The sequence below is a fragment of the Glycomyces sp. NPDC048151 genome (assembly GCF_043202775.1).
Lineage (GTDB): Bacteria > Actinomycetota > Actinomycetes > Mycobacteriales > Micromonosporaceae > Glycomyces.
The window spans coordinates 21,127-37,760 of sequence record NZ_JBIDBB010000011.1 but is presented as its reverse complement, the minus strand read 5'-3'; the positions used below and the strand labels follow the sequence as shown (position 1 = coordinate 37,760).

19 protein-coding genes are annotated in these 16,634 nt (G+C 71.3%); 4 read left to right on the top strand and 15 right to left on the bottom strand.

Annotated elements, in window-relative coordinates:
* Positions 1-111 precede the first annotated feature (111 nt).
* Positions 112-1,401 (top strand): PHB depolymerase family esterase, encoded by a 1,290-nt coding sequence (locus ACGGCP_RS24100; RefSeq protein ID WP_392970266.1) that lies wholly within the window; start codon positions 112-114, stop codon positions 1,399-1,401.
* Between the two features lie 53 nt (positions 1,402-1,454).
* Here the strand turns inward: ACGGCP_RS24100 and ACGGCP_RS24095 are convergent, their stop codons facing one another.
* Positions 1,455-2,423, bottom strand: coding sequence for an alpha/beta hydrolase (locus tag ACGGCP_RS24095; RefSeq protein WP_392970263.1), 969 nt, complete (start codon positions 2,421-2,423; stop codon positions 1,455-1,457).
* A 63-nt stretch (positions 2,424-2,486) separates the two neighbouring features.
* On the opposite strand from ACGGCP_RS24095, the gene ACGGCP_RS24090 reads away from it, so the two are divergent.
* Positions 2,487-3,041, top strand: coding sequence for a TetR/AcrR family transcriptional regulator (locus tag ACGGCP_RS24090; RefSeq protein ID WP_392970260.1), 555 nt, complete (start codon positions 2,487-2,489; stop codon positions 3,039-3,041).
* 65 nt (positions 3,042-3,106) lie between these two features.
* Positions 3,107-3,556, top strand: coding sequence for a PaaI family thioesterase (locus tag ACGGCP_RS24085; protein ID WP_392970258.1), 450 nt, complete (start codon positions 3,107-3,109; stop codon positions 3,554-3,556).
* 64 nt (positions 3,557-3,620) lie between these two features.
* Here the strand turns inward: ACGGCP_RS24085 and ACGGCP_RS24080 are convergent, their stop codons facing one another.
* The 11 genes from ACGGCP_RS24080 to ACGGCP_RS24030 all read right to left on the bottom strand — a co-directional run bounded on the left by ACGGCP_RS24080 (position 3,621) and on the right by ACGGCP_RS24030 (position 12,818).
* Positions 3,621-3,929 (bottom strand): YciI family protein, encoded by a 309-nt coding sequence (locus tag ACGGCP_RS24080; protein ID WP_392970255.1) that lies wholly within the window; start codon positions 3,927-3,929, stop codon positions 3,621-3,623.
* 4 nt (positions 3,930-3,933) lie between these two features.
* Positions 3,934-4,689: an AfsA-related hotdog domain-containing protein gene (locus ACGGCP_RS24075; RefSeq protein ID WP_392970252.1), complete on the bottom strand. Its 756-nt coding sequence runs from the start codon at positions 4,687-4,689 to the stop codon at positions 3,934-3,936.
* Positions 4,686-4,961 carry an acyl carrier protein gene (locus ACGGCP_RS24070; RefSeq protein ID WP_392970249.1) on the bottom strand — a complete coding sequence of 92 codons (276 nt, stop codon included), beginning with the start codon at positions 4,959-4,961 and terminating at the stop codon, positions 4,686-4,688. Before ACGGCP_RS24070 ends, ACGGCP_RS24075 begins: the two co-directional genes overlap by 4 nt.
* Entirely contained in the window at positions 4,955-5,689 is a 735-nt protein-coding gene (locus tag ACGGCP_RS24065; protein ID WP_392970246.1) for an SDR family NAD(P)-dependent oxidoreductase, read from the bottom strand. The genes ACGGCP_RS24070 and ACGGCP_RS24065 overlap by 7 nt, the downstream gene beginning before the upstream one ends.
* On the bottom strand, positions 5,686-7,035 hold the full coding sequence (locus ACGGCP_RS24060; RefSeq protein ID WP_392970243.1) for a fatty acid--CoA ligase family protein: 1,350 nt from the start codon (positions 7,033-7,035) through the stop codon (positions 5,686-5,688). The genes ACGGCP_RS24065 and ACGGCP_RS24060 overlap by 4 nt, the downstream gene beginning before the upstream one ends.
* Before the next feature lie 236 nt (positions 7,036-7,271).
* A complete protein-coding gene (locus tag ACGGCP_RS24055; protein WP_392970240.1) occupies positions 7,272-7,931 on the bottom strand; it encodes a 4'-phosphopantetheinyl transferase in 660 nt (219 codons plus the stop codon).
* 114 nt (positions 7,932-8,045) lie between these two features.
* Positions 8,046-8,747: an HAD family hydrolase gene (locus ACGGCP_RS24050; RefSeq protein ID WP_392970238.1), complete on the bottom strand. Its 702-nt coding sequence runs from the start codon at positions 8,745-8,747 to the stop codon at positions 8,046-8,048.
* 12 nt (positions 8,748-8,759) lie between these two features.
* Positions 8,760-9,509: a LuxR C-terminal-related transcriptional regulator gene (locus ACGGCP_RS24045; RefSeq protein WP_392970235.1), complete on the bottom strand. Its 750-nt coding sequence runs from the start codon at positions 9,507-9,509 to the stop codon at positions 8,760-8,762.
* Between the two features lie 849 nt (positions 9,510-10,358).
* Positions 10,359-10,931 carry a DUF2165 family protein gene (locus ACGGCP_RS24040; RefSeq protein WP_392970232.1) on the bottom strand — a complete coding sequence of 191 codons (573 nt, stop codon included), beginning with the start codon at positions 10,929-10,931 and terminating at the stop codon, positions 10,359-10,361.
* Between the two features lie 16 nt (positions 10,932-10,947).
* The gene (locus ACGGCP_RS24035; RefSeq protein ID WP_392970229.1) at positions 10,948-11,562 is read right to left on the bottom strand and encodes a hypothetical protein; all 615 of its coding nucleotides are present in this window, start codon (positions 11,560-11,562) and stop codon (positions 10,948-10,950) included.
* Positions 11,559-12,818 (bottom strand): MFS transporter, encoded by a 1,260-nt coding sequence (locus tag ACGGCP_RS24030; RefSeq protein WP_392970226.1) that lies wholly within the window; start codon positions 12,816-12,818, stop codon positions 11,559-11,561. Before ACGGCP_RS24030 ends, ACGGCP_RS24035 begins: the two co-directional genes overlap by 4 nt.
* Before the next feature lie 62 nt (positions 12,819-12,880).
* Between ACGGCP_RS24030 and ACGGCP_RS24025 the strand changes: the two genes are divergently transcribed.
* Entirely contained in the window at positions 12,881-13,513 is a 633-nt protein-coding gene (locus ACGGCP_RS24025) for a TetR/AcrR family transcriptional regulator (RefSeq protein ID WP_392970224.1), read from the top strand.
* Here the strand turns inward: ACGGCP_RS24025 and ACGGCP_RS24020 are convergent.
* The 3 genes from ACGGCP_RS24020 to ACGGCP_RS24010 all read right to left on the bottom strand — a co-directional run bounded on the left by ACGGCP_RS24020 (position 13,510) and on the right by ACGGCP_RS24010 (position 16,500).
* Positions 13,510-14,319 (bottom strand): isocitrate lyase/phosphoenolpyruvate mutase family protein, encoded by an 810-nt coding sequence (locus tag ACGGCP_RS24020; RefSeq protein ID WP_392970221.1) that lies wholly within the window; start codon positions 14,317-14,319, stop codon positions 13,510-13,512. The two genes, ACGGCP_RS24025 and ACGGCP_RS24020, sit on opposite strands and share 4 nt — an antisense overlap.
* Before the next feature lie 64 nt (positions 14,320-14,383).
* Complete coding sequence (locus ACGGCP_RS24015) at positions 14,384-15,085, bottom strand: alpha/beta fold hydrolase (protein ID WP_392970218.1); 702 nt, start codon at positions 15,083-15,085, stop codon at positions 14,384-14,386.
* A 35-nt stretch (positions 15,086-15,120) separates the two neighbouring features.
* Positions 15,121-16,500, bottom strand: a complete 1,380-nt coding sequence (locus ACGGCP_RS24010; protein ID WP_392970215.1) for a metallophosphoesterase — start codon at positions 16,498-16,500, stop codon at positions 15,121-15,123.
* Positions 16,501-16,634: the final 134 nt, after the last annotated feature.

The following is a 16,634-nucleotide window of genomic DNA, read 5'->3' as shown; positions in this document are numbered from 1 at the left end:
TGCGACGATCCCCAACGATCTTCTTCCGGCACACGCGGCCCGCTCCGGGCCGTCACGGCGCGACCGGCAGCGCCAAGAGAGGACCCCATGTCAGCCTTCACCCTCCCCCGCATGCGCAGAGGCCTGATCGCCGCGGCCGCCGCGGTGTTCGTCGCCGCCGTCGCGCTCGCCGCGGTCATGATCCCCAAGCCCGCCAGCGCCGCGTCCCTCACCCAGATCACCGGTTTCGGGAACAACCCGAGCAACCTGCAGATGTACCTGTACGTGCCCGACAACGTGGCCCCCGAGCCCGCCATGGTCCTCGGCATCCACTGGTGCGGCGGCGACGCGAACGCGTTCTACAGCGGCACCGAGTGGGCCCGCCTCGCCGACCAGTACGGGTTCGTCGTGGTCTACCCGTCGGTCACGCGCTCCAGCAAGTGCTGGGACGTGGCCTCGGCGGCTTCCCTGAGCGGCACGGGATCCGACTCGGTCGGCATCAAGTCCATGATGGACTGGACGATCGCACAGCACAATGTGGACACTGACCGGATCTTCTCGACCGGCATCTCCTCCGGCGCAATGATGACCAACGTGATGCTCGGGGTCTACCCCGAGGTCTTCGAAGCGGGCGCGGCCTTCTCCGGCGTCCCCTACACCTGCTTCCGCACCGACAACGGCTCCGAGTGGAACTCGCAGTGCTCGCAAGGCCAGGTCAACCGCACCCCGCAGCAGTGGGGCGACGAGGTCCGCGCGACCAACCCCGGCTACAGCGGCCCGTGGCCGCGCATGCAGATCTGGCACGGCACCAACGACGACGTGCTGTTCTACCAGAACTTCCAGGAGCAGATCGACCAGTGGACGAACGTCAACGGCACCGACCAGACGCCCGAGCTCTCCGACACGCCGCAGGCCAACTGGAACCGCACCCGCTACGGCGGCACCGGGACCCAGGCCCCGGTCGAGGCGATCAGCCTCCAGGGCGTCGGCCACAACCTGATGGCGAACGGCATGGCGGCCAAGGCCCTCGAGTTCTTCGGGCTCGACAAGCCGGTCGACCCGACCACCTCCCCGACCACGGTCCCGACGACCCCGACCTCGAGCCCCACGGGCGGCCCGGCGGGCGGCTGCTCGGCGGTCGTCAAGGTGGTCAGCACCTGGAACTCCGGTTGGCAGGCCAATGTGGACGTGACGGCGGGCAGCGCCGCGATCAGCGGCTGGAAGCTCACCTGGACGTGGCCGAGCGGCCAGACGATCTCCAGCTCGTGGAACGCGGCCGTGACCTCGTCGGGCGCGTCGGTCACCGCCGAGGACGTGGGTTGGAACGGCGCCGTCGCGGCGGGCCAGACCAAGACCTCCGCGTGGGGCTTCATCGGCACCGGGTCGGCGGTGGCTCCGGCGGTGACGTGTACTCCGGCTTAGCCCAAGGGCCGCAACGGGGTCGCGGGCGCGAAGGCGCTCGCGGCCCCGTCGGCCTATCGGGCCGGGGCGGTCGCCCGCAGGCGGCTGCCGAGGAACTCGGCGATCTCGCGGCGCGCGGGCCGGGCGGCCGGGACGATGCCGGGGACGCTCATGAACTTGTGGACCGCGTTCGGGTACCCCGTGAAGCGGGCGTCGTTCCCGGCCGCGCTCAGCAGCTCCACATAGGTCCGGCCGTGGTCGTAAGCCGGATCGAGCCCGCCCGCGACGGCCAGCGCGGGCGGCAGGCCCGTGAGGTCGGCGGTCTTCAAGGGGGACACCGTCGTCGGGTCGAAGCCCGGGGAGACGGCGAAGCCGCGGGCGAAGCGCAGTTCGGCGGCCGAGAGGCCGGGCTGGCCCGCGTTGCGGGCGACCGAGGGGTAGTCGGTCATGGTCTCGGTCCAGTCGAGGGCGGGGTAGAGGAGGACCTGGGCGCGGATCGCCGGGCCGGTCTCGCGGGAGCGCAGGGCGAGCAGCGCGGCGAGCGTGCCTCCGGCGCTCTCGCCGACGACGGCGATGCGGTCGGGGTCGGTGCCCCAGCCGAAGGGGTCGTCGGCGAGGCGGTCGAGCGTGTCGCGGGCGTCCTCCACGGGCGCGGGCAGCGGGTGCTCGGGGGCGAGGCGGTATTCGACGGCGGCGACGACGGCGGGGAGGGCGGCCGCGAGTCCGCTGTTGAGCCAGTCGTTCTGGGCGGCGGTGCCGGTGATGAAGCCGCCGCCGTGGAAGGAGAGGACGAGCGGGAGGCGCTCGTGGCGGCCGTCGGGGCGGTGGACGCGCAGGGTGATGCGGCGGCCCGGGAGTTCGAGGGTGCGGGTCTCGATGTGTGCGCGGGGGTCGGGGCGTCCGGCGATGAGGCGCATGGCGGGCGAGGCGACCAGGCGGGCGAGCTTGGCGCGTCCGGCGAGGACGTCGGCGGCGGTGAGGTCGTGCCAGTCGGGCCGGTTCTTGAGGAAGAGGCGGGCGCCGATCGGGGCCTTGGTGGTCATGGGGTCCTCCGGTTCCTGATTACGCTACTAATAGTAGCGTAATTGAGAGGCTAGCATGTTGCCGTGCAGGAATCCACTTCCCCGGGAGCCGGGCGGCCGCGCTCGGAGCTGAACGCCGGCGTGTTCGCCGCGACCCTGCGCTCGGTGCACGAGTTCGGGTACGCGGGCGCGACCATGGACCGGATCGCGGTCGCGGCGGGCGCCGCGAAGACGACGCTGTACCGGCGGTGGCCGTCGAAGGGGGCGCTCATCACCGCCTGCCTGGTGGACGCGTTCGGCCCCGCGCCCCTCGTGAGCGAGGACCGGGACGAGCTGCTGGCCACCGCGGTCCGGTGGGCCGCGGCGAAGACCAGCGAGCCCGGCGTCGGTGCGGCCTTCGCGGGCGTGTTCACCGACGCCGTCAGCGATCCGGCGCTGCGCGAGATCCTGTCGACGCAGCTGCAGGCCCCGTACCTGGCGGTGCTCCAGGACGCGCTCGGGGAGTCCGAGCAGCGCGTCCGGTTCGTCATCGACGTCATCATGGGCACCCTGCTCCACCGGCTCGGCATCGACGGGGAGCCGATGGCCGAGGACGACGTGGAAGCGCTCATCGCGATGGTCCTCGGCGTCTTCCGCTAGGCGCACAGGCGCGAACCTAGACTGGGCTCACCGAAACCACACCGACGTGAACGGAGCCGCCCGAGATGACCGAGTTTCCCGCAGAGGTCCGCGACCGGTTCGCCGGAGCCGGGGTCGACCTGGACAAGCTGTTCTCCGCCGGGGAGCTCGGCGACCGCATGGGCATCGACGTGCTCGAGGCCGCCCCCGAGCGGGTGGTGGCGCGGATGGCCGTCGAGGGGAACCGGCAGCCGTACGGGCTGCTCCACGGCGGGGCCTCCGCGGTCCTCGCCGAGACGCTCGGCTCGATCGGGGCGATGCTCCACGGCGGGCCCGAGAAGATCGCGGTCGGCGTGGACCTCAACGTGACCCACCACCGGGCCGTCCGGTCAGGCACCGTCGAGGGGGTCGCGACACCGATCCACCGTGGACGGTCGACGGCGACGTACGAGATCGTCGTGAGCGACGAGGAGGGCCGCCGGGTCTGCACCGGCCGCCTCACCTGCCTGGTCCGCGACGCGCCGTCCCGGAACTAGACAAGGCGCTTCGCGCGCCGCGGCCCCTCGTCCGCGGCGCGCGAAGCGCCGTTGTCCGTGCGGCTCAGGCGGTCGCGACCGGGAGCTGCACGGGCGCGTTCGCCGACTGCCGGAACCGGTGGACGCGCACCTCCTGCCACACGCCGCCGGTGCGGAACGGATCGGCGTCGGCCCATTCCTGTGCGGCGGCGCGGTCGGGGACGTCGATGATGAAGAGGCTGCCGATGCCGCGTTCGCCGTCATCCGAGAGCAGCGGCCCGTAGACCAGCGGCTTCGGCGAAGCGGTGCGCAGTCGGGCCGAGTGCGCGGCCGTCAGCGCGGTCCGGCGTTCGGCCCCGTCGTCGCCGTCCAGGCAGTGGAGGGTGAAGAGCATCGGATCAGCGCCCCATCGCCGTGGCGCGCGGCCGCGGCGCGATCTCGTCCCGGAGCGTCTGGCGCGCGGCCATGGCCTCCTGCTTCTCCGCGAACCGCTCCGGGATCACCCGGATCTCCGCCTCGAAGCGGGCGGCGATCCGGCCCGACTGCTGCACTTCGACGGTGAAGGCGATGACGTGCCCGACCGGGCCCTGCTCCCGGCTGCGCAGGCGGTACTCCAGTTGCGCCGGAATGGGGAACACGAAGTTGAGGAACGTCGAGTTGACATGGCTGATGACGAACCGCGAGCGCGGCTCGGGGCCGATGAGGTGCCGCTCGGTGACGGCCGTCCACGTCTGCCTCGCCGCCTCCAGCAGGGTCACCGCCGGAATGTGCAGTCCCGTCAGGTGGTCCTCGAGGACCTCCACGCGCTCGTCGAGGACCAGCGGGGTCCGGTAGCGGCCCTCGCCGAGCCGCTCGAGCTCGCCGATGAGGACGTTCTTCTCGTAGACCTTGTGGGTCACCGAGCGCTCCACCGGCAGCGGCACGCGGTCCTGTGTGGCCAGGACGCAGCGGCCGGTGTCGGCGAACTTGTCGAGTTCGGCGAGCTGCTCCCCCGTGAGCCCCTGGCCGACCGTGATCTTCGGCGGGCCGTCGCCGCCGCCGGTCCGCAGGAACTCCAGCAGCGCGGACACCGCGATGGTGCCCGGGTGCGTGAGGAAGTCCTCGAACCGGTCGCCGACGACCATGACCGACCGCTCCTGGACGTCGGCGCTCATACCGCGACCTCCTGGTTCGTCGCCGCGACGTACGCGTCGGCGAGCGCGGCGATCGTGCGGACGTCCGAGATGACCAGGTCGCCCTCGGCGAACGGGTCGGCGCCGAACTCGATCTCGAGCTGGATGATGAGGCGCGCGAGCAGGAGCGAGTTGAGCCCCACCGCGTTCAGCGCCTCCGAGCCGTCGAACGCACCGTGCTCGATCTCCGCTTCCGCGAGGAGGTCGACGATGTGGTTGCGGACGGTGTTCAGGGCTTCGATCTTGTCTAGCATGTGATTCCTCCGTCGACGATGATGGTCTGTCCGGTGATGAACGAGGCGCCGGGCGAGACGACGAGCAGGACCGCGTTCGCGATCTCCTCGACATCGGCGAGCCGGCCCAGCGGGGTGCGCTTCTGGATGCGCTCGCGGTTCTCGGCGGTGACCGCGGCGGTCATGCCGCTGTCGAAGAAGCCGGGGACCACGGAGTTGACGCGGATGTGCAGCGGCCCCAGTTCGCGGGCGAGGCTGCGGGTGAACCCGTCGAGCCCTGCCTTCGCGGCCGCGTACACCGCGACGCCGCGGAAGCCGCGGACGGCGTTGATCGAGGAGATGTTGACGATCTGGCCGCTCTGCTGGGCGCTCATGACCTTCGCGCAGGCCTGGGTGAGCGCGATGGGCGCGGTGAGGTTCCGGGAGATGAGGTCCTCGATGCGCTTGCCCGGCACGGTGAGGAACAGCTCCTGGTCGGTGAGGACGCCGGCGTTGTTCACCAGCAGGTCGATCCGGCCGAAGCGGCGCCGGGCCGCGGCGGCGAAGGCGCGCAGCGCGGCGGTGTCGGCGAGGTCGACTGCGGCCCAGTGGAAGTCCTCGGGGTGCTTCTCGGCCATGGCGTCGGTGAACTCGCTGGCGCCGCGGCTGAACGTGGCGACCCGCCAGCCCTCGCCGAGCAGCCGTTCGGCGAGGACCATGCCGAGGCCGCGGCTGCCGCCGCTGATGAGCGCGACCGGTGCGGCGCTCATGCCGCGCCCCGGATCTTCTTGAAGCGGTCCGAGTGCTGGCGTTCGTGGGAGACCTCCACGACCGCGGGGATCTTGAACGCCTCCAGTTTGGACTTGCAGTGGGCGCGCACCTGGCGCTGCACTGTGGAGGGGTCCTCGGTGGTCTCGGGGCTGAGCAGGACGGTGGCCTTGACGACCATGCCCATGACGTGGCTCGGGTGCCCGCTCACGGTGACTTCGGCGATGCCTGGCACCTCGAGGATCGTGTTCTCGACCTCGCTGGGGTAGACCTTCTCGCCGCCGACGTTGATGATCTCCGAGCGGCGGCCGAGGATCCTGATCCACTCGCCGTCGGTCTCGACCACGTCCTGCGTGTTGAAGAACCCGTCGGCGTCGAAGGGCGCGTCGGCGTTGAGGTAGCCGAGCATCGCCATGTCGGAGCGGATCCACAGCACGTCGTCGATGATCTTGTGCTCGAACCCGGCGTCGCCGAGCTTGACCCAGAGCGTGTCGTCGCCGCGGGACTTGGTCGGGAGGATGCCGAGCTCGGAGAGCCCGTACGTCTGCTTGAAGCGCACCCGCGGCAGCGCGGCGGCGAGGCGCTTGAGGGTCTGGATCGGCATCGGCTCGGTCCCGTACGTGACCAGTCCCAGTGAGCTGCAGTCGAACCGGTCCAGGACGCCGGAGATGAGCACCATGTTCAGGAACGTGGGGGTCGTCGGCAGGACCTCGACCTGGTGCCGCTCGACGGCGGCGAACACGGCCTCGGGGCTGCGGTTGGCGATGGTGATGACGGTGCCGCCCTGCACGAGCGTGTGGAGGAGGGTGTTGATCCCGCCGATGTGGTCGAGGCTGAGGAACGAGAGGATCCGCTGGTCGCGGCCTTTCGCCTGGTAGCGGCCGAGGACTTTCGCGAAGTCGAGGACGGAGGCCTTGCTGCGGCCGGTCGTGCCCGAGCTGAAGAGCACGAGTCCGGGGTGGAGTGCCTCGCGCAGCGCCTGGTAGTGGGCGTGCCGGGCGCGGGTTCCGGTGCGCTCCAGGCCGCGGGTGCCGTTCTCCTCGGCAGAGACGACGACCTCGACTTCGGCGACCTCCAGGAACTCGGCTCGCTTGGCCTCGGGCAGCGCGCTGAGCGGCACGACGATCGCGCGGCGCTCGATCAGGGCCAGGAGGGCGGCGCACAGCAGCGGCGAATAAGTCCCTTCCAGAGCGACGACGGTGCCCGGTCGGATCTCGTGGCCGTCGAGGAACCGCAGCCAGTCGCCGACCATCGCGATCAGTTGCCGGTAGGTGGTGCCGTGGCCGTGGAATACGACGGCCTCGCTGTCGCCGTGTTCCGCGAGTTGTTTCACAATGGCAATGCCCATGACGCCTCCTTGTAGGAAGGGAATGCGGCCGAGACCCGACCGCAGTGCCGGTGCCGCATGGCAGGTTCACATGGATGCCCAACGCCCGCAACCTTGTCGAAGCAAAGGCGAGATTGCTTCGGGATCCATTGGGGAGAAGCCTATGCACGCTCGCGACCAGGCGCAACGTCCACTTTCGGGGCCGCTCGATCGGGCCGCCCGAATGGGTATACCCGCTTTCCCGACGAAAGCGATCGCTATTCGGCGGTGACCGCCGTGACGATGACAGATCCGTCAGTATGCCAGTTTCCGGCGAATGGGGGAACCCGCGTTCCACCGATCGTCTGAGCGCTGACGCGGATGTCGGCGGTGAACGAGCCGCCGACTCCATGCACAGTGTCGAAACGCAGCCGGGCGTCGTGGAAGCCGAGCCAGCGTTCGGTGAGCGTGAACCAGGCCTTGTAGAGGCTCTCTTTGGCGCTGAACGCGATCGCGGGCCAGTGGAGGCCGGGGTGCTCGCCGGCGAGGCGCGCGAGGTCGGCCTGCTCTTCGGGGAGCAGGACCGTGCCGATGAGCGAGTCGTGCAAGGGCAGGTGCACCTCGGCGTCGATCCCTATGGCGCGGAAGCGGTCGCGGCGCGCCGCCGCCGCCGCGCGGTAGCCCTTGCAGTGGGTGATGCTGCCGGTGAGGCCGTCGGGCCACAGCGGCTGCCCGCGGTCGCCGGTGGGGATGGGCGCGGCGGGCACGCCGAGGCGCGCGAGCGCCGTCCGGGCGAGGTGGCGTCCGGTGGCGAACTCGCGTCGGCGGGAGGGCACGGCGCCTTCGATGCGCGCCGTTTCCTCAGGGAAGAGCCGGACTTCGGGGTCGCGGGCGGTCCAGGCGGAGGCGACGCCCGGAGGGAGCACTCGTTCGATCACTTCGGACGGTCCTGGCGCGGTCTGCTCACCGCTGGCACCCCTGAGGCCCCGATTCGCTTGCGGGAGTGACGCATCGGGACGCCGGGACCGGCTCGGGCCCCGGCGTCCGGGGCGTCACGGGTGGTCGAGCGGGGCGGGGAGCGGGCCGGGCGTCGCCGGGAGCCGGTCCCAGCCAAGGCGCTCGGCATGCTCGGCGAGCACGGGATCCTCGCCGACCACGCACGGACGGCCCACCTGCTGGAGCATGTCGAGGTCGCTCATGTGGTCGCCGTAGCAGCGGCAGTCCTCGGCGGCGAGGCCCCGTTCGGCGATGGTCTCGCGCACCGCGAGGGCTTTCACCTCGCCGATCATGGGCCGCACGATGTCGCCGGTGAGCCTGCCGTCGTCTCCGACGATCGGGACGGAGCCGAGCGCCAGGTCCGCGCCGAGCTCCTCGGCGAGCGGGTCGAGGCAGGCGGCGAAGGACCCGGACACGAAGACGACGAGGTCGCCGTCCCTCCGGTGCGCGGCGATGGCGTCCAATGTGGCCGAAACGAACGCGTCAGGCCGGAGCCGGTACGCCGCATACCATTTGCGGCCCTCCTCCAGGAGCCGGTCGTACGAGGTCCCGGCGAAGCCGCGGTAGTAGGCGCGGTTGACCGCCGAGCGCGGGGCGCCCGAGGCGGCCAGTGCGTGGAGCTCCCCCGCGGCCTGTTCGTAGGTGCGGTCGTCGCCACCGGTCTCGAGCCAGTGGCGCAGGAAGTCGAACATGCTCTTGACCGAGATGACGGTCTCGTCGACGTCGAAGAAGGCGGCTCGTCGGTTTCCGTTGGCCATTCCGGCTCCGTCTCAGGTGGTGTGCTGGCATTCGAGTAGGTGGTGCGCGGCTGGGTGGGGGTCGTCGTCGGCGCGCGGCTCGCGTGCGGGGGCGCGGGAGGTGTGCAGGCCCTCGCGGAGGATGCGGGTGACGGCGAAGGTCCTGTTGGGAGAGTCGAGTTTGGCCAGGATGCTGCCGACGAGGCGTTTGGCGCCGTGCGGCGAGATGGCGAGTCGGCGGGCGATCTGCTTGTTGCTCATGCCTTCCACCAGGAGCGGCACGACTTCGCGTTCGCGGGCGGTGAGGCGCGGCGGGCGCCGGGTGTCGGCGGGCCGGGAGGTGAGGAGGCGCTGCGCGAGGCGCGCGGGGATCGGGACCTCGCCGATGGCGACGCGTTCGAGGCAGTCGCGGACGGCGTAGGTGGTGAGGTCCTCGGCGTCGAGGATGCCGGCGCTGGGGACGCGGACGATCTGGGAGAGGTCGACGTCGGCGGTGCGGGTGACGAGGAGGACGGAGCGGAGGTCGGTCTCGCCGAGCATCGCCAGCGCGGAGGGGCGGAGCTCGTCGAGGACGAGGAAGATGAGAGCGGGTCCGAGCGGGTCGGTGCGTCCGGCCGCGGTGTGGATGGCCATCTCGGGGCTCTCGTGCGAGGTCACGTTGCGCACGAGGTCGAGTCTGGCGAGGATGCGTTCGAGTTCGGTGCGGAGCTGTTCGCCGCCGATGCCGAGGGCGACGTTGAACACTGCTTCGGCCCAGCCCTGCCCTGGTGGTCTGTCCAGCATGTCTGCCCGACTCCTGTCTCTGGTCGCGGGGACTCGGTCATTGGGTGTTGGTGCGCCGGGTTTCGCGGCGTCTCCGGATGCCGGTCGCGCGGTCGGTCAAGCCGCTGGAACCGGTGCCGCCGTCGCGGCTTCCGGGTCTTCTTTGCGAGAGGGGTGCGGCACTCGGAGGGAGGGGGTTCCCGGGTCCGGCGAGGGTCCGGTTCGGGGTGAGTGCGCCCGGTCGACAGTGGTGGCGACGTTGCCGCAAACCATCGTTGCCCGGCCTTATCCGAATGTCAACACCGGATGTCCGGAATCGGACACGCAGCGTGCGCGCGTTTGCCGGGAACACCCGCGGTCATTGCGGGCCCCCGTATCATTTTTAGGAACTTCCGTCCCCACCGCACAGCCAGTTTCTCTATGCGACAAGGAAGGTCACCGTCTTGACAACCCCGGCACAACACCCGAGCACGCCGAGTTCGTCTCCTCGCGACAGAGAAGTCATCGCACACCTCATCGCCGCTCCGGACCAGCAGACGGCCGCTGCGTGGCTGGGGATCACGGACCGCCACCTGCGGCGGAGGGTCGATTCGATCATGCGCCGGTTCGGTGCCGAGACGACGTTGCAAATGGTGGTGATGGCCACACTCTATGGTGATGTCAATCCGAAGGCGGTCCCGGTGCACAGCCCTGCCCATGCGCTCCTGACTGAGGCGTTCAATCGGCGGAACAGGGCGTCCGGGACGCCTTGAACCGCAGTCGCCTCCGAGTCCGAATGCGACTGGAGCCGAATGCGTTCCGGTGTCCTGGTGCGACTTCCGGCGCGCGCCGCGGCCTCCTCCCCGCAGAGGGCCGCGGCGGCTCCGTCGGCTACGAGCGGTCCCGGCTCCCGGGGAGGTTGACGACGATGACCGCGAGGATGGAGATGATCAGTCCGGTGAGGTGCACCATCTGGACCGGTCCCATCTTCATCCAGTAGCCGAACCACATGCCGCCGCAGAGGAACACGGCGAACAGTCCGGCGAGCGCCGTGAGGCCCAGGTTGGCGGCGCGGAGCGCGGGGGCCGCGAGCGCGGGCTCCCGGCGCACCAGGGTCTTGATGGCGAACACGGCGCCCCGCCACAGCAGGACGATCGACAGGAGCTGGTAGGCGATCACGCCGATGAGGGCCGGGACGGCCAGGCCCTCGGGCATGGCGCGCCATTCGATGCCGTTGCCGAACACGTCGTCGGCGGCGAGCTCGTCCATCGTGAGCATCCCCGCGATGAGGGAGCGGTTCGTCCCGAAGTCGTTGATGTTGTTGGTGACCACGAGGGTCAGCCACGCGGCGGCCCAGGTGAGGATCAGGGTCTGGAAGAGGAGTATCCCGGTGCGGCCGGAGCGCTCGGGTTCGGGGACGACGCGCAGGGGCGCCGCTTCGGTCTTCGCCGTGGGGGTGGACATCTGGTCTGGTCCTTTCTCAGTTGACGCTTGCGTGGGGGGGATCGAGTTCGGGGCCGACGCCGTCGTGGGCGGCGATCCAGTCGTCGTGCAGCCACATCGGGGTGCCGCGCCGTGCGCGGGCGGCGTCCCAGCGGATGCCTCGTTCGTAGGTCAGGCAGACGCCGCCGGGGCCGACGACCGCCCAGGTGTAGCGGCCGTCGGCGTGGCGGGTCTGGACTTTCATGCCGGTGACGGTGCGGTGCGCGCCGTCGTCCTCGGTCACGGTCTCGGCGTGCGGTTTGATCCACTGCACGACGAGGTCTTCGGCGTAGGCGCCGGCGGCGCGGCGGATCAGGTCGAACGCCGCTTTGCGGCTCTCGGCCCGTTCCGGGAGCCCGGCCTGCGGCGCGGCCCTGAGGCTGGTGTAGCCGAGGAGGCGGCCGTCCCGGTCGGCGACGACGGTGGCGTGGGGGCCGCCGAGGCGGTAGGGGCCGGGCTGGCGGCGGATCACGGTGACCGGGAGGCCGTCGTGGTCGCCCGACCGGACGTCGACGACGTCCCAATCGGACGGTGGTTCGAGCCCGGTGCCCAAGAGCGCCTGGGCTTCGAGGTTGCGTGCGGTGGCGAGGTCGATGGCGTGGGTGCGCGTCATGTGGGTTCCTGGGTGTTGAAGCCCGTTAAGGCCGTGCTGTTCCTGGTGCGGCGGGCCGCGAAGGCGATCGTTGCCCCCGCGGCGAGAAGCGTTCCTGCGGCAAGGCAGACGCCGACGAATCCGGCGGCGTCGGCGAAGGCCGCCAACTGGGGTCCGAGGCTCGCCCCGATGAACAGGACGAACGTGTAGAGCGCGGTGGCGGCGGCCCGGGCGGGCCCGGCGACCGAGCCGACGGCCTCGATGAGCCCCGGCGCGGCGAGCGCGATGCCGCCGACGAACTCGAGCAGGCACACCGCGATCGCCCAGACGCCGAGGCCGGAGACGGCGGCGGCGAGGAAGGCGCTGGCGGCGGCGACCGCGAGGGCGCCGACGACGCGGGTGGTCGGGGCGTAGCGGCGCAGGCGTCCGGCGATCCAGGGCGCGGCGAGGAACGCCGGGAGCGCCGAGGCGCGGAGGACGAGCATCGCGGTGGGGTTGCCCGCCAGGCCTTCGGGACCGACCGTCTCGAGTCCTGTGTAGACGGCGACGAACGAGGAGAGGACGGTGGCCGTCGCGAGGTACAGCAGCAGTGTGTCGCGGCGTTGGAGCAGCGTTCCCATGGCGCGCAGCGGGTTCGGTCGGTCGGTCGCGCCGCGTGCGGGGTCGGGTTCGAGGACGAGGAAGAGGATCGCGGCGAGCCCGAGGACGCAGACCGCACCGCCGAAGAACGCCGACTGCCAGCCGAACGCGGGCAGCAGGAGCGTGGCGGCGGCCTGGGCGATGATCGCGGAGGCGATGAAGCCGCTGGTCATCGTGGTGAGCGCGATCGGGCGGCGCGGCGGGGCGATGCGCTCGGCGACGTAGGCGAGCGCGGCGGGCGCGAAGAACGCCGACGTGAAGCCCTGGATCGCGCGCAGCGTGAGCCCGGTGGTGAGGTCGTCGGCGAAGCCCACGGCGGCGGTGGCGAGGGCGGAGGCGACCATGCCGGCCAGAAGCACGCGGCGGCGGCCGAAGCGGTCGGCCGCGGGGCCGGAGAAGAGGAAGCCTGTCGCGTAGGCGAAGCCGAAGGCGGTGACCATCCAGGCGGCCTGGGCGGTGCCCGCGCGCCAGCCGGAGGTGAACTCGCCGAGCAGCGGGATGACGACGTAGAGCTGGCCGACGACGAAGACGGCGGCCGCGGCCAGCGGCACCATCGTGCGGGCGGTGGGAGCCCACTGGGCGGGTCCGCGGTCCTCGCCGGGCGAGACGGCGGGTCGGGTCTGGGCTTGCTGGCTCATGATCCCATTACACCACCAACTCGTTTGTTGGTCAACATCGGAGTTGGAGTATTATTACGTTCATGTCGGATTCACAACTTCGCATACGCGACACGAGCGCGGACCAGTCACCGCTGACGACCCGCGAGAAGCTCCTGCGAGCCGCCCGGGAGGTCTTCGCCGAGCACGGCCTGGCGCACACCCGCATCTCCGACATCGCCGCCCGGTCCGGGGTCAACCGCGAGCGGGTCTACGGGTATTTCGGCAGCAAGGAAGGCTTGTTCGACGCCGTCGTCAACGACGCCCTCGACGAGCTCGCCGAGGCCGTGCCGCTCACCGCCGGGGAGGACCTCGTCCAGTACGTCGACCGCGTGCACGAGTTCCACCGGCTCCACCCGCAGCTGCTGCGGCTGCTCCTGTGGGAGGCGCTGCACTACCGGACCGAGCCGCTGCCGGGCGAGGCCGACCGGCAGGTGCGCTACCGCGAGAAGGTCAAGGCCCTCGAACAGTCCCTCGGCGCGGCCGAGGGCCGCCTCCAGGCGGCCCCGACCCTGTTCATCCTCATCGGACTCGCCGCCTGGCCGAGCGTCGTCCCGCAGCTCGCCCGCCTCATCCTCGGGGCCGACGAGAGCGAGAACCCGGAGATCATGCGCCAGCATGTCCTGTCGTTCGCCGAGGCGGCACTGCGAACGGACGCGCCGGAACCGAAGGCCTAGGCGAGGAGGCCGTTCATCGTGCCGTAGGCGATGCCGCCCGCGATCGGGTCGTACGAATCCTCCTGGAGGAGACCGATCGCGGCCTTGCGGGCGAGTTCGTATGCGGCCGTGGCGAGGCCGGGGCCGAGGCTGATGCGGGCGACGCCGAGGCGTTCGAGCTCGGAGGGCGCGAGCGCGCCGGGGCCCGCCATGACGTTGAGCGGCAGGCGGATCGCCCGCACGAGCGCGGCGATCACGTCCGGATCGGTCACGCCCGGGACGAAGATGCCGTCCGCACCGGCCTGCGCGTACGCCTCCGCGCGGGCCACGGTCGCGTCGAACCGCTCCGACTCCTCGCCGATCCCGGCCAGGTACATGTCGATGCGCGCGTTGACGAACAGGTCCGGGCCGGCACCCTCCCGGGCCGCGCGCAGGCGTTCGACCTGGTCGGCCACGGGCCGGAGCGAACCGGGGGCCTCGGCGGTCGTGTCCTCGATGTTCACGCCCACCGCGCCCGCCGCGGCGACCGCCGCGAGCGTCTCGGTCACCTCCTTCGGCGTCGCGCCGAAGCCGGACTCGATGTCGGCGGTCACCGGCACGTCCACGACCCGCACGATCCGGGCCACGGCGTCGAGCATCGCGTCCCGGTCGAGCGCGTCGCCGTCAGGGCGACCGAGGCTCCAGGCGACGCCGGCGCTCGTCGTCGCGATCGCCGGGGCGCCCGCGGCGGCGATGACCGCCGCGCTGGCGGCGTCCCAGCAGTTCGGGAGGCGCAGGGCCGGGGCGGTGTGAAGGGAGCGGAAGCGGGCGGCAGTCGGATTCGTCATGCGCACAATGAAACCAGTGATGTCGCCCCGTGGCTGGCCGGGAGGCGACATCACCGTCGGCGCGTCAGGCGCGGCCCACCGCGGAGACGATCGCGTCGGCCAGCTCGGCCGGTTTCGTGAACTGCGGCCAGTGCCCGGTCGGCACGTCGATGTACGCGATGTCCTTCACCGAGGCCAGCTCCTTCACGAACGGCACGCCCTGCTCGATCCAGGCGCGGATCATCGCGCTGCCGATCTCGCAGCAGATCAGGGTGACCGGCACGTCGAAGCGGCGCTCGTCGCCGAGGACCTGCTTGTCGAACGCGACGCCGCGCGGCGTCGGGATCGCCTTGGCGCGGAACGCCTCCCGCAGTTCGTCGTCGAGGTCGACGAGGTCCTCGTCCTCGAAGACGTTCCAGTCCGGCAGCGGGATCTCGCCGTCGACGACCGGCAGCTCGTCGTTGATGACGCCGCCGGGGCCGAGCGGCCCGGAGTCGACGTAGACGACGCGGGCGATCCGGTCGGGCCGGGCGTCGGCGACCGCGTGCGCGACCGCGCCGCCGCCTGAGTGGCCCACGAGCGCGACCTGGCCGTCGAGCCCGTCGACGGCCGCGACCACCGCGTCGATGTGGTCGCGCAGGCCGATGCCTGACCGGTCGGCGTCGCGGGACTCCATGCCGGGCAGCGTGATCGGATGCGGGCGGTGGCCGGCCTTCTCGAGCGCGGGCACGGTCTCGCCCCACGACGACGCGTCGAGCCAGAAACCGGGAATGAGGATGACGTCCATCGCCCGACCATAGCGGCGGGCACCGACATCCCCCGCTATTTCCCCGCCCGCAAGGTCATCACCGTGATGTCCGCGTCCGCGCCGACCCGGATCGGCGGGCCGTTGGTGCCCGCGCCGTTCGTGACGTACACCTGCGTGTCCCCGTGCAGCTCCAGACCGGTGAGCTGGCCGCTGCGGATGAGCGACGCGTAGTGCACCGGCCACATCTGGCCGCCGTGGGTGTGCCCGGAGAGCTGGAGGTCGACGCCGTATCCGGCGACGCGGTCGACCGCGTTCGGCTGGTGCGCGAGGAGGACCACCGGCCGGGACGGGTCCCGGTCGCCCAGGGCCGCTTCGAAATCGGGGCCGGTCTCGTCTTCGAAGTGGCGCTCCTCGACGACGAGGTCGTTCACGCCCGCGACGTCGAACGCGGGCAGTTCGACGCGCGTGTTCGGCAGGCCGATCATGCCGAGCTCGGCGACGCGGTCGTACCACTCGTCCGCGCCCACATAGTGTTCGGCGTTGCCCGCGACGAAGAACGTCCCGTCCCGGGACTCCAGTCGCGCGAGCGGATCGGTGGCGTCACGGACCTGGTCGGCCTCGTTGCTGGCGAGGTCGCCGACGAACGCGATCATGTCGGCCTGGGCCCGGTTGATCTGGTCGACCACGCGTTCGCAGTAGCCGCGCCCGCGCACCGCCGAGAAGTGCGTGTCCCCCACGACCGCGATCCGGTACCCGTCGAACCGCCGGTCGAGCCGCGCCAGGTTGACCTGGACCGGCTTCAGCGGCGGGGTCCGGTAGCCCTCGTACAGGCCGTGGCCCACGGTCGCGACCGCCAGCGCCGACGCGCTCAGGCCGATCGCCCGCGACATGACCAGCCGTCGCGTCCGACCGGTGCCATGTGATGTACTACCGGCCTTGTCGGGTGTGGACCCTTCGCCCGCAGGGGTGGTGCGTGACGTATTACTGGCGTTGTCCGGTGCCGGTTCGGCTGGCTCTGGCTCCGGGCCCGGGGTCTCGGGGCGCTTCCAGAGTTTGAGCCAGACGAGGATCGAGCGCAGGTGGTGCCAGAAGCCGTCGGCGCGGTCGGCTGCGATCTCGGCCTCGGTCATGCCGCGCCGGGCGCGGCGGATCACGGCGAACCGGATCGCCTCGCCTACGACGAGCAGGCCGAACAGGTACAGGAACAGCCCGAACCAGATCAGGCCCGGGTAGCCGACGAACGCCTGGACGTCGAGCGGCGCATCGGAAGGCGTCAGGAACCGCGCGAGCAGACCGAACAGCGCGAGGACGCCGAGCGCGACCGCGCCGGTCGCGCGCCAGCGCGACCCGGGCTTCGTGGTGTCGCGGAACAGCCGCCACCACAGGTAGTAGTGCAGCACGGCGAAACCGGCGGTGACGGCCAGGAGCCGCACGACGAACCAGAAGAATGCCATGGGCTCCCGTTCGGAGGTGTCAGCGGCCCGCCAGCGCGCCGCCGTTGGACTGGAGGATCTGCCCGGTGACGTTCCCGGCCGCGGGCGCGGCGGGCCAGTCTACCCGGGGCCGCCCATACGGGCGTGTTCGGCCG

Bases quoted from the DNA above. Each gene is read 5' to 3' on its own strand.
- ACGGCP_RS24100 (WP_392970266.1), top strand. From the start codon at position 112: ATGCGCAGAGGCCTGATCGCCGCGGCCGCCGCGGTGTTCGTCGCCGCC.
- ACGGCP_RS24095 (WP_392970263.1), bottom strand. From the start codon at position 2,423: ATGACCACCAAGGCCCCGATCGGCGCCCGCCTCTTCCTCAAGAACCGG.
- ACGGCP_RS24085 (WP_392970258.1), top strand. From the start codon at position 3,107: ATGACCGAGTTTCCCGCAGAGGTCCGCGACCGGTTCGCCGGAGCCGGG.
- ACGGCP_RS24080 (WP_392970255.1), bottom strand. From the start codon at position 3,929: ATGCTCTTCACCCTCCACTGCCTGGACGGCGACGACGGGGCCGAACGC.
- ACGGCP_RS24075 (WP_392970252.1), bottom strand. From the start codon at position 4,689: ATGAGCGCCGACGTCCAGGAGCGGTCGGTCATGGTCGTCGGCGACCGG.
- ACGGCP_RS24070 (WP_392970249.1), bottom strand. From the start codon at position 4,961: ATGCTAGACAAGATCGAAGCCCTGAACACCGTCCGCAACCACATCGTC.
- ACGGCP_RS24065 (WP_392970246.1), bottom strand. From the start codon at position 5,689: ATGAGCGCCGCACCGGTCGCGCTCATCAGCGGCGGCAGCCGCGGCCTC.
- ACGGCP_RS24060 (WP_392970243.1), bottom strand. From the start codon at position 7,035: ATGGGCATTGCCATTGTGAAACAACTCGCGGAACACGGCGACAGCGAG.
- ACGGCP_RS24050 (WP_392970238.1), bottom strand. From the start codon at position 8,747: ATGGCCAACGGAAACCGACGAGCCGCCTTCTTCGACGTCGACGAGACC.
- ACGGCP_RS24045 (WP_392970235.1), bottom strand. From the start codon at position 9,509: ATGCTGGACAGACCACCAGGGCAGGGCTGGGCCGAAGCAGTGTTCAAC.
- ACGGCP_RS24040 (WP_392970232.1), bottom strand. From the start codon at position 10,931: ATGTCCACCCCCACGGCGAAGACCGAAGCGGCGCCCCTGCGCGTCGTC.
- ACGGCP_RS24035 (WP_392970229.1), bottom strand. From the start codon at position 11,562: ATGACGCGCACCCACGCCATCGACCTCGCCACCGCACGCAACCTCGAA.
- ACGGCP_RS24030 (WP_392970226.1), bottom strand. From the start codon at position 12,818: ATGAGCCAGCAAGCCCAGACCCGACCCGCCGTCTCGCCCGGCGAGGAC.
- ACGGCP_RS24025 (WP_392970224.1), top strand. From the start codon at position 12,881: ATGTCGGATTCACAACTTCGCATACGCGACACGAGCGCGGACCAGTCA.
- ACGGCP_RS24020 (WP_392970221.1), bottom strand. From the start codon at position 14,319: ATGACGAATCCGACTGCCGCCCGCTTCCGCTCCCTTCACACCGCCCCG.
- ACGGCP_RS24015 (WP_392970218.1), bottom strand. From the start codon at position 15,085: ATGGACGTCATCCTCATTCCCGGTTTCTGGCTCGACGCGTCGTCGTGG.
- ACGGCP_RS24010 (WP_392970215.1), bottom strand. From the start codon at position 16,500: ATGGCATTCTTCTGGTTCGTCGTGCGGCTCCTGGCCGTCACCGCCGGT.